The sequence below is a fragment of the Clostridium cellulovorans 743B genome (genome assembly GCF_000145275.1).
Classification (GTDB): Bacteria; Bacillota; Clostridia; order Clostridiales; family Clostridiaceae; genus Clostridium_K; species Clostridium_K cellulovorans.
The window spans coordinates 3,769,303-3,782,313 of the sequence record NC_014393.1; the positions used below are offsets into that span (position 1 = coordinate 3,769,303).

The window sequence follows — 13,011 nt, forward strand, 5'->3', positions numbered from 1 at the left end:
ATCCGACTATGGAATTTCTTAAAGCAAATCTTGAAACCCCCGTACAATTTATATCTTGCGGACAATTTGTAGCTCTTGATAAGTGGACCCATATGAAAAGAGTAATAGATAATTACGAATTGATAATAGGCGTTAAAAATACAATATTTATAAGGCAGGAAAATAAAGAATATGAAGTAAATCCCGGAGATATCCTACTACTTTATCCTGGCTACACTCATAGTGGTTATAGATATTCTGATAAAGGTACCTCCTTTTATTGGATGCATTTTTTGTTCAAAAATAGCTTTTCACACCTTAACCAAAAGGAAGCAAATAGCGAAATATTACCCATGCTTAACAATCCAATGATGAATAAAAAACATAATTCAATAATATTGCCAAACACTATGGAACTGAGTCAATTTGAAGCACTAAATATTAAGGTAAGACAACTGTTTCATGCTACTACAGAAGAATTTATCTATCCTTTCGCTTTAGACTACTTACTTACTTCTATCCTCATTGAAATCTCTTCTCAGTACTTAATAAGCAAGCGTAACGTTTTTGATAGAAGTAAACCCGCTAAGCTATATAGCGTTGTGGAATGGATAAAACTAAATATCGAAAAGGATATAACAATAGATGAAATAGCTACTGAATTTTCATATAACAAAGATTATCTAACAAGACTTTTTAAAAAGCACCTTGGAGTAAATCTGATACAGTATATAAACAACTCAAAAATAGTGAAAGCCAAGGAACTTCTCATTAATACTGACATGACAATAAAAGAAATTGCCTACTTTTTATCCTTCAAAGATGAAAAATACTTTATGAGACTTTTTAAGGATTATGAAAATATAACTCCTACTGGATATAGAAATGCGTATTATAAAGGGCTGCTATTCTCAAGATAGCAGCCCTTTATAATTATTTTTGTTAACTTTTTCATCATGAAGGTTAATATTTTTTTATATTTATTGACAATTAATATAACTATTGTTATATTCTTTTAAAAAGGAGGGGTTTACCTTATGATCAAAAACTTTCTAAAGAAAACTTTAATTACCACAAGTCTATTATTAACTTTTCAATTGTCAATAACAACACCAACCAATACAACCGTTAACGCGGCTACAGGCTCCAATTACACTTGGAATAACACAATTCCAGCAAAATATCCGTCTGCTACAAACGACAACGGAAAACTTGTATTATTCGATAACTCACATGGTGAAACAGCAGGTCAAGCAGATTGGGTGCTCGATGGAGGTTTTTCAGATTTCGCTGACGATCTAGTAAATCACGGTTACACTGTAAAAGAATACAGAGGTATCGATAAAAATGGTGATGGCTGCATTCGTTACTATGATGATAGACAAACTTCTAATGTAGATTCAAACGAAGCAGTAATTACATATGATGCTATAAAAGACGCTGATGTATTTATTATGGCAGAAGCAAATAGACCTTTAACCATTTCTGAGCGTTCTGCATTAAAGCAATTTGTCGATTCAGGAAAAGGTCTTTATCTTATATCAGACCATTATAATGCAGATAGAAATATGAACACTTGGGATTCAACAGAAGTGTATAACGGTTATAACAGATCCAACAGCACTATATATAATATGGGCTTAACTTACGGAGATATGAGAAATCCTCAAGATGCTACTAAAGGTTGGCTTGCCGAAAACTTTGGATTAAGATTTAGATTTAATGCTATTAATTTAACTGCTGGATTTAGCGGAATAAGAAGCACTACTGATTCTGAAGGTATAACAGCCGGTGTTAAACCTATTTTAATGGCAGCAGGCTCAACTCTAGCTATAGTAGATGGAAGTAAAGCAAAAGGCTTAGTTTATTTATCATCAACAGATAAACCTAGCAAATGGGGAAGTGCAGCTGATACTGGCTTATACTTTGGAGGAGAAAAAGAAGGTGCCTTCGTTGCAATTTCAAAACCAAGTGCAGGTAAAGCAGCTTTCATAGGTGATTCATCTCCAATCGAAGATGCAACAACTAAATATAAACACGAAGGAACTGGGAATTCAAAATCAACTCATGCAGGCTATACAAGTGCAGGTAATGCTGCCACTCTTTCAATAAATATAGTAGATTGGCTTTCTACACCAGAATCATATGTTGGATTCGATGGAATAAATCATACTAAAGGCATTGCTACAGATACCCCAATGGCTACTATAGAAAAAACAGAATCCCAAGCAGAACCATGGGCAACACCTTCTTATAATCCTTGGAATACGGATACTTTCGCTTATGGGGCATATAACGCACCACAAGGTCCAATCTCTACAAGCACTGGTGGAAGTGGAACAGGAACTACAACTGTTAGTGTAACAGGAGTTTCACTAAACAAAACCTCACTTTCGCTTACCGCTGGAGCAACTCAAACATTAACAGCTACCATTGCTCCTACCAATGCTACAAACAAATCCATTTCTTGGACAAGTAGCAATACTTCTGTAGCAACAGTTAGTAGTGGTACAATTACAGCCATTAGCCTTGGAACAGCTATAATTACAGCAAAAACTACTGATGGTGCAAAAACAGCTACTTGTGAAGTTACTGTTTCAGCTTCTTCGACCGGCACAGGTACAGTAACATTAATAAGTGAAGGCTTTACTACAGTACGTGGAACAAGTTCTGCAATATCCTCTGGAATCCCAACAAATTGGATATTCTCATCAGGACTAGCTGTATATACCACTACTGGTAACTATGGAAAGTCTTCTCCATCAATAAAAATGCAAGGTACTAATAACAGAGTCACTACACCGACTTTCACCCTATCAACTCAAGGTACTTTAAGTTTTTGGATTAAAGGCAATGGAACAAACTCAACTTCTGCATTACTTGTAGAAAAATATGATGGTACTTCTTGGTCAACAGTAGCCAATATAACATCACTCCCAATAACAGGAACTACAAAAACTTATACAATACCTCAAAATACTATACAAGTAAGACTTACTTATACAAAGAGTGTTGGTAATGTAGCTCTAGATGACATTAGTATAAAATAATCTATTTATTATAAACTCAATACTAAAATATCTTAATTAAAATGAAATGCACCACAAATGCTAGATATAAACAGATTTCTAAGTTTCAGGTGGAGTTTTTTACTCCATATGAAACTTAGAAATCGTTATCCAGGGACGTAGTAGCCGCTAACTCCCACCTTGTAGAAGATGGGAGTGTTACGGATAGTAGTCATTGGATAAAATCTAACATCCAGTGGTGCATTGTTCATTATCGTATAATAAATATCTCTACTCTTCTGTTTCTTGCTCTATTCTCTGCAGTGGAATTATCAAACCTTGGCATATATTCACCATATGCTTGTATAGATACTTTCTCAGGATTAAGCTTTCCTGTATCAACCATAAAGTTCATTACATTAATAGCTCTCATGGCACTTAAATCCCAATTTGATCTAAATTTAACTGTGCTAATGGGAACATTGTCTGTATGTCCTACAATCCTGATTCTGTTATCTATATCCCTTATTAAATGTGATATCTCAGTTAATAAGGGCGATACTTCTTTCAATACATTAGCATCTCCAGAATTAAAAAGAATAACGTCTTGAATAGAAATATACAAACCATCCTTATTTAACTCAGTTATAACTTTATCAGAATATCCTTCTCTAGCTATCTCTTGATCAAGTTTAGCTTTTAACTCATGCATTTTATTTTCTTCTTCAGCATTTCCAGCTGCAGCTTTTGCAGCCGCTTCCTGTGCAGCTTCTACAATAGCGTTAGCAATACTGCTACTGTCAGCACCACTACTACTTTGAATTATGCCACTCCCACCTGCAAAAATTGCATTAAGTTGTTGGCTAACTTGGCTAACTTTTTGATTATCGAGTTTACTCATAGCAAACATAACAATAAAAAGTGCTAATAGAAGAGTAAGCATATCTGCATAAGGAATAAGCCAGGTTTCATCCACATGCTCTTCATGATGTTGTTTTTTCTTACTCATTCTTATTCTCCTTTATTTGGGCCATTGGATTCTTCCTCAAATTTAGCTCTATCTTTAGGTTCTAGCATACCTGTCAATTTTTTTTCAATACTCTTTGAGTTTTCACCAGCTTGAATCGAAAGAATTCCTTCTAAAATAATATACATACTACTAATTTCTTCATGTGATTTTCTTTTTAATCTTGATGCGAATGGGTGGCATATTACATATCCAAAGAAAATACCATATAACGTAGCAACAAAGGCTGCAGCTATCATATGCCCTAGTTTCTCAGTATCATTTAAGTTTCCAAGAGCACCTATTAGTCCTATAACCGCACCAAGAACTCCAAGGGTTGGAGCAGCACCACCAGCAGTGGTAAAAATAGATGCACCAGAGCGATGTCTTTCCTCCATTTGCTCTATTTCAATAGTTTGAACTTCCCTAATATAGTCTTGTTCTATACCGTCTACTACCATTTCAAGTCCTTTTCTCATAAATCTATTCTCTGTACTTTGTACAACACTTTCCAGTGCCAACAATCCATTCTTTCTTGTTGTTTGAGACATTTCAATTATCTGTTTTATGATTTCAACAGGATCGTCAGTCTTACTTTCTTTAAATAGTACACGTGCTATCTTCGGAATTCTAAGAAAATCTTTTTTCGGGAAGGAATTCATTACTGCTGCTATAGTTCCAATAATTATAATTATTGCCGCTGCAGGATTTAATAAAACTGTTACATCCGCCCCCTTAACAATCATACCAACAACTACTGCAAGTAAACCTGTAACAACGCCTATAACCAGAAATATGTCCATCTACTTTTAACCTCCGTAAAAATTTTATGTTTTAAATTTGAATAAAATTGAATTTTTTTCACAGGCATTTTCAACCCTACTCTTCAATCACATTTAAAGTATCGAATAATTCTTTTAAACATTTAGTTAGTTTTTGTATAACTATGACGTTTTTTATCGTTTGTTGTAATGTATTTTATTTATTTAACCCTTAATATAGATACCCGTAGCCATAACTAAAAACATCGAAAAATCTTTTTACTATTACACCAAAGAAGCAAGGCTATAAATTTAACTAATAACTTTGATTTAGGCTATTAGCATCTATAATTAGACCTCTAATGCTAAAATTAAAATTTTTTCATTTAAAAGTTAACTTATTTATTCTATTAAAAAGCTAAAAGTTACTTAAATAATTGAACTCTAATTAAAATATATTAATAATTATATAGAAACAACCGATAATAAAATTAGGCTATCTATGTTCCAATAAGGATTCTACATAGAACTTATTGGTATTTGGATTAGCATCAATCGTTTATAGTATAAATTTATAAATTGAGGTTTAAAAAAATATATAAATCTATATTAATTACAATGCCTAATTGAAAGGGGGATAGCTTTAATGAGTGTCTTATGAATAACAATTCACTCATTAAAATGCAATATGAAAGTAAAGATAGGACAACAAATTAAATTCACAAAAAATCACCAAGTTCCAACTTCTAAAGGAAAGACATTGCTTGTAAAAGCTGGTGATGTTGCTAGGGTTTTAAAAAAGGTTGATGAAACAACAGGTGAAATAGTCTATTTAACAGGCGAAGCAAAAGGATTTAGTCATAAAGTTCCACTACAGGTAGATGATTCTTTGGATGTTGATGCAATTGCAAAAAAAATTCTAAACGATATACAATCCTAAAACATTATCCGGAGCAAATTAATTAATTCGTTCCGGTTTTTTTCTTTCATAAAATTTCAAGATATATCACCACCTCTTATAAATATCAAAGTTTTTTCAAAAATCATATTATTGATCAATAACATTTTATTTATCTTCGAATACATTATTGTTAAAGGAAGTGATGTATTTGAATATTTCATCAATTAGTAATTTAGGAGTAACCTATCAATGTTATCTTCAAAATACCGGTTGGCAAAACTGGGTTAGTAACGGTCAATTAAGTGGAACAGTTGGACAATCTATAAGAGTAGAAGCAATACGAATAAACTTATTAAATGCTCCAACAGGAGCAAAAATTAAATATAGATGTCATATGCAAAATTTCGGATGGTTAAATTGGGTTTACGATGGAGCTGTTAGTGGGCTAGTTAACCAAAGCAAAAGACTCGAGGCTATCTCTATAGCCTTAGAAGGGTTACCTTTAGGCTACCATGTAGCCTATAGAGCTCATGTACAAGATATAGGTTGGCAAAATTGGGTATTAGATGGACAAGTTGCAGGAACCGTCGGGTTATCTAAAAGATTAGAGGCAATAGAAATTTTTATCTTAAAAGACGATGTTGGTGTAATCTATCAATCTCATATCCAAGACTTAGGTTGGCAAAATTCAGTATACAACTGTACTCTTAGCGGTACTGTTGGACAAAGCAAAAGACTTGAAGCAGTAAAAATCCAGTTGGCAAATGCCCCATTAGGTGCAAGAATTAAATATAAATCTCATATTCAAGATATTGGGTGGCAAGATTGGTTTTATGATGGTGCAACCAGCGGTACTGTTGGACAAAGCAAAAGACTTGAAGCAATATCAATGATACTAGAAAACATGCCTACTGGCTATCACGTGGAGTATAGAGCACACGTTCAAGGTTTAGGTTGGCTTCCTTGGCAACGAGATGGTTCAATTGCTGGTACCACAGGTAAATCTTTGCGATTAGAAGCTATAGAAATATTTATATCCAAAGACACAACAAATATTTCTAAAGTAATAGAAACTTCTTCAAATATATTTATTGGTCCTTCTAATTCTTTAGATATTGTAAGAACTCTCCCTCAAGACAGTATAATTAATATTTTCCAAGAAAGTAATGGTTGGTATAAGCTTGGAAACAATCAATGGATATTTAAAAAATCAACAATCCCTACTTCATTAGACTGCTCAATATATGACAACACCACTTTATCTTGGTATTATATTCCTGCTCCTCAGAACGTTATACCAGCAGCTAATACTGAAATATCAAAGTTCAATGGTTACTATATATTTAACTCCAACTCAAAAGTTATTTATCTAACCTTTGACTTAGGCTATGAAGCTGGTTATACCAATACAATTCTAGACACCTTAAAAAACAAAGAGGTTAAAGCTGTATTTTTTGTTACAGGAAATTATATCGATAACAACCCTACTTTAATTAAAAGAATGGTAAATGAGGGGCATATAGTTGCAAACCATACAGTAAATCATCCTACGCTTCCTGATTTAGCTGACACTCCAGCATTATTTAATGCTGAAATACTAGGAGTAGAAAATAAATACAAATCCGTAACAGGTAAAGATATACTCAAAATGCTTCGTCCCCCTTCTGGATATTATAGTTATAAAACACTATGTCTCCTAGAACAATTAAAATATTCGACAGTGTTTTGGAGTTTTGCCTATAATGATTGGGATACCAATAATCAACCTGACCCAGTTTTTGCATTAAACAAAATAATATCCTCCGTCCATCCTGGAGCTATTTATCTTCTTCATGGTGTATCTAGTACTAATACCAGTATACTAGCTACTGTTATTGATAGAATGAGAGCTTTGGGCTATAGCTTGCAACAACTACTATTGTAAAATAATTTCAATAAGCTATTATATTTTTTAGTTATCCACGGCAGCTTCCACAAGACATTTTATAAATAATAAAAAAAGAATCCCTTCTAAACAATTATTACTAAAGCATTTATTGTCTAGAAGGGATTTTCCATTTGAACTACTACTTAAAGTTTCCATACATTGCATTTATAGCGAACCAACATCACTATATGCAATCTTCTTAACTAAAACTATTTTTTATTATCTAAGGACGCCTTGATGAAATCTCTAAATAATGGATGAGGATTGTTTGGTCTAGATTTTAACTCAGGATGGAATTGAACTGCTACATACCATGGATGGTCTTTTACTTCTACAATTTCAACAAGTTTTGTATCTGGACTTGTTCCTGATAAAACTAATCCACCTTCAGTAAGTTCTGTTCTAAATTCATTGTTAAATTCATATCTATGTCTATGTCTTTCATATATGGGATTATCTCCATATGCAGCTTCTGCATTAGTACCCTTTAACAACCTACAAGCATATAAACCAAGTCTCATAGTTCCGCCTTTTTCATCAATATCTTGTTGATCTGGCATTAAATCTATAACTGGATATTTTGTATTTGGTGCTATTTCTGCACTATGTGCTCCGTCAAGACCAATTACATTTCTAGCATATTCAATAACTGCACATTGCATTCCTAGGCATATACCGAAGAATGGAATTTTATTTTCTCTTGCATATTTTATTGCAGATATTTTACCTTCAACTCCTCTATCTCCAAAGCCTCCAGGTACTAAAATTCCATCAACATCCTTTAATACTTCATTTACATCTTGATCTTCAAGTTCTACAGAATTAACCCATTTTATGTTAACTTTACTGTCATTTGCAAAGCCACCATGGTTTAAAGATTCAACTACAGAAATATATGCATCATGAAGCTCTACATACTTACCAACTAAAGCTATATTAACTTCATTTTTAAGGTTTAATATTTTTTCAACCATAGCTTCCCATTCTGTATTATCAACAGGATCGCAGTTAATATTTAATTTCTTAATTACATAATCATCTAATCCTTCTTTATGTAACATTAATGGAACTTCATATAAATGTCTAGCATCTAAGTTTTGGATAACAGCTTCTTTATCAACGTTGCAGAATAAACTCATCTTAGCTTTTAAATCATCGGAAATTTCTAATTCTGAACGGCAAACTATAACATCTGGTTGTATACCTATACTTCTTAACTCTTTAACAGAATGTTGAGTTGGTTTTGTTTTTAACTCTCCACCCATCTTTAAGTGTGGAACCAAAGTAACATGTATGTAACAGACATTTTCACTACCTACATCATATTTAATTTGTCTTATAGCTTCAAGGAATGGAAGAGATTCAATATCTCCAACAGTACCACCAATTTCTGTGATAACAACATCTACATCCTTATCCTTTGCTACTCTATATACTCTTTCTTTTAACTCGTTTGTTATGTGTGGAATTACTTGAACAGTTCCACCTAGGTAATCCCCTCTTCTTTCCTTCGACAAAACACTCCAATATACTTTACCGCTTGTTACTGAACTGGATTTCGTTAAATTTTCATCAATAAATCTTTCATAGTGACCAAGATCTAAATCTGTTTCAGCTCCATCGTCAGTTACAAATACCTCTCCATGTTGATATGGACTCATAGTACCTGGATCAACATTTAAATAAGGATCGAACTTTTGTATTGATACTTTCAATCCTCTATTTTTTAATAGTCTTCCAAGTGACGCTGCCGTAATCCCTTTTCCGAGACCTGATACAACTCCGCCGGTAACGAATATGAACTTAGTGTTTTTCATCTACCAATTCCTCCTAAAATAATCTACTAAACCTATTGACAACAATCATTATATATATTATAATTAAAATTACCCTATAAAATAGGGTTCTTATTGCTTGTTAAAAACATATCCATTATGTTAACATAAATCTTTGTTTTTTGCCAGCCTTTTTTTATTTTATTTCAACTTTTCATTTTTTTCCGTAATTTTTCGACTATTCTTGGATTTTTTCATATATATTTTTTTCATACTCGTAATACAAATTTCTAAATTCTTTATTTATTAATAAACTCTCTTTAGCTTTTTTACATCCGTAGTTTATAGATTTCTTTGTTTTAAGATTAAAAAGCTTCTGTAATTCATCATATTCTATACAATTATTATTTTTTAATATTAAAAGAAATATATATTTAAAATTTTTGTTTTGTAATATATGAATAAGCTCTTCTGTTTGTATATTATTTTCATCACAGATAGCTTTTATAATCTTATAATAACGTTTTTTATCCAGAATTCTCACCTCATTAGGTGATTTTATCCACAATCTTATAATTTAATTCCACATTTTTTTATAATTATTTAATCCCTTCCTCCTCATCATCCTTCATAGTTCTTATATTGATATGCATCTTAGTAAAAATAGGCATATCTTGATCCAGATTAATAGAATAATCTATAAATACCTCTCCACCATTTTCATTGACATCAATATCTACAGACTTTGTGTGCATTTGTAATTCAATATCCCCATATTGTGTGCTATATATACACATGTAATGATGATTGTCAGCAAACTCCATCTTACCTTTGGTTGTGCCAGTTCTTATGAGAATAACTTTTCCATCTTTAATTTTTAATGTGGTAGTGGTCCCTTTCATGCCAGATATCTCAGTTTCCTTATAAACTGCATAATATCCCCCATTACGTTCATAGAACTGACCAGGTGTTATTGATTCTATTTTTTCGTCTTCTATACTTTGCTTACTAGAAATTGTTATAATCGCTCTTTTCATAATGCTCCTTTTCAGCCACTATTTTAATACTTCAAGGCTCTATTCAAAAATTATATAATTATTTTTTAGTGCATATTTGAAACTCTTTTATTCAGCATTTTTTATCAATATATTTATCAATTCCGTAGGAGTTACTCCTGCAACTTCCCATAATTTTGGAAAACTACTGAACCTTGTAAAGCCAGGAATGGTATTGATTTCATTTAAATAAATCTCGCTAGTATATCTATCTATAAAGAAATCTACCCTAGCCATCCCCCTACAATCTAATACTTTATATGCTTTAAGTGCCAGTGCTTCAATTTTATCCATAACTTCAGTTTCAAGTTTTGCAGGAACTATTAATTCATTCATTCCTTCAGTATATTTCACCTCATAATCATAGAATTCCTTATTAGAATTCTTATAAACAACTTCACCTATTTTTGTTTTAAGTTCTATACCATCCTCAATAATTGCCACCTTTATCTCTCTTGCAGCTATTGCTTTCTCAACTAAAACTCTTTTATCGTATTTAAAAGCTTTTTCAATAGCTACTTCAAAACTATCTTCTGCTTTAAGCTTCGACACCCCTACACTAGATCCACCATTAGATGGTTTCACGAAAACCTCTTCCCCTAATTTCTTAATAACTTTTTCTTTATAACTACTTTTGTTATTTAAGTATTCTCTTTCTTCTATCACCTCATAAGGAGTAACATTTATGTTAAAATCCTCTAGTATGTATTTTGAATAAGCCTTATCCATACATAATGCTGACGATAAAACACTAGCACCTACACAAGGAAGCCTTAAAAGTTTACATAATCCCTGAATAGTTCCATCTTCTCCACAAAAACCATGTAAAAGTGGAAATACCACATCTACTTCTTTATTGAATAACACCCTCTCCCCATCTGGTATTTTGTAATATTCGTCATTAATCCAAGATCCATCCTCTATTTTATCTATAGATCCGGTATATTCATACCATAAACCTTCCTTAGAAATCCCTATAGGGTAAACCCCGTATTTTGTTTTATCTATATTATTTAGCACATAAGCTGCTGATGCTAAAGATATATCATACTCTGATGATTGTCCTCCAAAAATAACTGCTATATTCTTATTCATTGTCCCCCTCCTATATTTTGCTCATCCATCTAATATATTATTAAACCACATTCCACAGTATATGAAAATGCAAATATAACTGAATATTCGTGAATATTATTAGGTAAGGACAAGATTCTTAAATTAATCTATTGAAAAGTTATTTATTTCTTTTTTTTAACCACTATTTGAAATTCATAACATTATAAATCTTTATTTTATTGTCATTAAAGTATATAATACTTATACTGACATAAATATCTTATCAATTTCTTTTAATTAAGGTGGATGTATATGAATACAATGATTCTTTCAGTAGCAGTTGGCGGTGGTCATGGCCACGCTGCAAATGCAATTAAAAATAAAATACTCCAAAAGGAACCAGATTCAAAGGTTGAAATCATAGATACTATAAAGGTTATTAATCCTGTTTTAGATAAAGTAATAGTTGGAAGTTATCTTCAAAGTTTGAAAATATCCCCTTCTATTTTTGAGAAATTATATAAATCTACTGATGTAGATACTCTCGAGGACACTGGTTTTACTTATTCTGTTTTGTCTAAATTTAATCAGATTATAGCTAGCAGGATCAGTGAACTGATAAAAGACTGGAATCCAGATCTTTTAATTGCTACCCATCCTTTTTCTGCAAATATAATATCGTGTTTAAAATTAGAATACAATATAAGCTGCCCAGCTATCACTGTCCTTACAGACTATGCACCTCACGCTACTTGGCTTCATCCAGGCACAGACGCTTACATAGTCTCAAACAAGGATATGAAAAATGAAATGGTAGAGAGAGGTATAGATAAAAAAATTATTTACCCTTTAGGAATACCAATTGAAAATAATTTTTTAAAAAAATTCGACCGAGTTTCAACTCTAAAAAAATACAATTTAGATCCAAATAGAAAAACAATAACTCTTATGGGGGGAAGTTTAGGTCTTGGCAATATATCTGATATCTATAAAAAATTCATAAAAGAACAAATCGATGTTCAACTAATTGTTATTTGTGGAACAAATAAAAAATTATATAACAAACTTATAGAACTTAAGGAAACTTATACCCATGATTCTTCTAGAATTTTAGGATATACACAAGACGTTAATAAAATCATGCAAGCTAGCGATCTTCTTCTTACAAAGCCTGGTGGATTAACTATCACTGAAGCACTTATATGTGAATTGCCAATGGCGATAATTTCAAAACTCCCAGGGCAAGAAGTAAGAAATATCGAATTTTTAACTAAACATAACCTTGCAATTGATCTTGTTGAAGATAAATACTATATATCAACTATTAAAAAGCTTATAGAATCTGACTCAAAGCTCATCTCAATGAAAAGAAATTGCCAAAATTTTTCAAAGCCTAATAGTGCAGAAGATATTTATAAACTTTTAAAATCACTTTTGGATAATTCAAAAGGCTTAAGTCCAGTTATCTCTTAGGACTTAAGCCTTTTTTATGCAAGAAATTTCTTATTCTATTGGAATCCTTAAACCAATTTATCCATTGAGT

11 protein-coding genes are annotated in these 13,011 nt (G+C 32.0%); 5 read left to right on the top strand and 6 right to left on the bottom strand.

From position 1 onward, the window contains the following. Positions 1-8: 8 nt before the first annotated feature. Together CLOCEL_RS15410 and CLOCEL_RS15415 are read left to right on the top strand one after the other, a co-directional pair. Positions 9-899 carry an AraC family transcriptional regulator gene (locus CLOCEL_RS15410; protein ID WP_010075862.1) on the top strand — a complete coding sequence of 297 codons (891 nt, stop codon included), beginning with the start codon at positions 9-11 and terminating at the stop codon, positions 897-899. Between the two features lie 117 nt (positions 900-1,016). Beyond that, positions 1,017-3,029 (top strand): Ig-like domain-containing protein, encoded by a 2,013-nt coding sequence (locus CLOCEL_RS15415; RefSeq protein WP_010075863.1) that lies wholly within the window; start codon positions 1,017-1,019, stop codon positions 3,027-3,029. A 229-nt stretch (positions 3,030-3,258) separates the two neighbouring features. Here CLOCEL_RS15415 and CLOCEL_RS15420 read toward each other — a convergent pair whose 3' ends face one another. Then, complete coding sequence (locus CLOCEL_RS15420) at positions 3,259-3,996, bottom strand: flagellar motor protein MotB (RefSeq protein WP_010075864.1); 738 nt, start codon at positions 3,994-3,996, stop codon at positions 3,259-3,261. 2 nt (positions 3,997-3,998) lie between these two features. Continuing rightward, on the bottom strand, positions 3,999-4,796 hold the full coding sequence (motA, locus tag CLOCEL_RS15425; RefSeq protein WP_010075865.1) for a flagellar motor stator protein MotA: 798 nt from the start codon (positions 4,794-4,796) through the stop codon (positions 3,999-4,001). A gap of 646 nt (positions 4,797-5,442) precedes the next feature. On the opposite strand from motA, the gene CLOCEL_RS15430 reads away from it, so the two are divergent. After that, positions 5,443-5,694: a hypothetical protein gene (locus CLOCEL_RS15430; protein WP_010075866.1), complete on the top strand. Its 252-nt coding sequence runs from the start codon at positions 5,443-5,445 to the stop codon at positions 5,692-5,694. Between the two features lie 163 nt (positions 5,695-5,857). Further along, the gene (locus CLOCEL_RS15435) at positions 5,858-7,579 is read left to right on the top strand and encodes a polysaccharide deacetylase family protein (RefSeq protein WP_013291823.1); all 1,722 of its coding nucleotides are present in this window, start codon (positions 5,858-5,860) and stop codon (positions 7,577-7,579) included. 212 nt (positions 7,580-7,791) lie between these two features. Here CLOCEL_RS15435 and CLOCEL_RS15440 read toward each other — a convergent pair whose 3' ends face one another. The 4 genes from CLOCEL_RS15440 to CLOCEL_RS15455 all read right to left on the bottom strand — a co-directional run bounded on the left by CLOCEL_RS15440 (position 7,792) and on the right by CLOCEL_RS15455 (position 11,507). Further along, a complete protein-coding gene (locus CLOCEL_RS15440; RefSeq protein ID WP_010075868.1) occupies positions 7,792-9,399 on the bottom strand; it encodes a CTP synthase in 1,608 nt (535 codons plus the stop codon). A gap of 196 nt (positions 9,400-9,595) precedes the next feature. Continuing rightward, on the bottom strand, positions 9,596-9,925 hold the full coding sequence (locus CLOCEL_RS15445) for a hypothetical protein (RefSeq protein WP_010075869.1): 330 nt from the start codon (positions 9,923-9,925) through the stop codon (positions 9,596-9,598). Between the two features lie 31 nt (positions 9,926-9,956). Next, positions 9,957-10,394, bottom strand: coding sequence for a YwiB family protein (locus tag CLOCEL_RS15450; protein ID WP_010075870.1), 438 nt, complete (start codon positions 10,392-10,394; stop codon positions 9,957-9,959). Positions 10,395-10,481: 87 nt separating this feature from the next. Then, positions 10,482-11,507, bottom strand: coding sequence for a D-alanine--D-alanine ligase family protein (locus tag CLOCEL_RS15455; RefSeq protein WP_010075871.1), 1,026 nt, complete (start codon positions 11,505-11,507; stop codon positions 10,482-10,484). A gap of 273 nt (positions 11,508-11,780) precedes the next feature. Here CLOCEL_RS15455 and CLOCEL_RS15460 point away from each other — a divergent pair, with 273 nt between their 5' ends. Beyond that, positions 11,781-12,941 carry an MGDG synthase family glycosyltransferase gene (locus tag CLOCEL_RS15460; RefSeq protein ID WP_010075872.1) on the top strand — a complete coding sequence of 387 codons (1,161 nt, stop codon included), beginning with the start codon at positions 11,781-11,783 and terminating at the stop codon, positions 12,939-12,941. The last annotated feature ends 70 nt before the right edge of the window (positions 12,942-13,011 follow it).

Bases quoted from the DNA above. Each gene is read 5' to 3' on its own strand.
- CLOCEL_RS15410 (WP_010075862.1), top strand. From the start codon at position 9: ATGGAATTTCTTAAAGCAAATCTTGAAACCCCCGTACAATTTATATCT.
- CLOCEL_RS15415 (WP_010075863.1), top strand. From the start codon at position 1,017: ATGATCAAAAACTTTCTAAAGAAAACTTTAATTACCACAAGTCTATTA.
- CLOCEL_RS15420 (WP_010075864.1), bottom strand. From the start codon at position 3,996: ATGAGTAAGAAAAAACAACATCATGAAGAGCATGTGGATGAAACCTGG.
- motA (WP_010075865.1), bottom strand. From the start codon at position 4,796: ATGGACATATTTCTGGTTATAGGCGTTGTTACAGGTTTACTTGCAGTA.
- CLOCEL_RS15430 (WP_010075866.1), top strand. From the start codon at position 5,443: ATGAAAGTAAAGATAGGACAACAAATTAAATTCACAAAAAATCACCAA.
- CLOCEL_RS15435 (WP_013291823.1), top strand. From the start codon at position 5,858: ATGTATTTGAATATTTCATCAATTAGTAATTTAGGAGTAACCTATCAA.
- CLOCEL_RS15440 (WP_010075868.1), bottom strand. From the start codon at position 9,399: ATGAAAAACACTAAGTTCATATTCGTTACCGGCGGAGTTGTATCAGGT.
- CLOCEL_RS15450 (WP_010075870.1), bottom strand. From the start codon at position 10,394: ATGAAAAGAGCGATTATAACAATTTCTAGTAAGCAAAGTATAGAAGAC.
- CLOCEL_RS15455 (WP_010075871.1), bottom strand. From the start codon at position 11,507: ATGAATAAGAATATAGCAGTTATTTTTGGAGGACAATCATCAGAGTAT.
- CLOCEL_RS15460 (WP_010075872.1), top strand. From the start codon at position 11,781: ATGAATACAATGATTCTTTCAGTAGCAGTTGGCGGTGGTCATGGCCAC.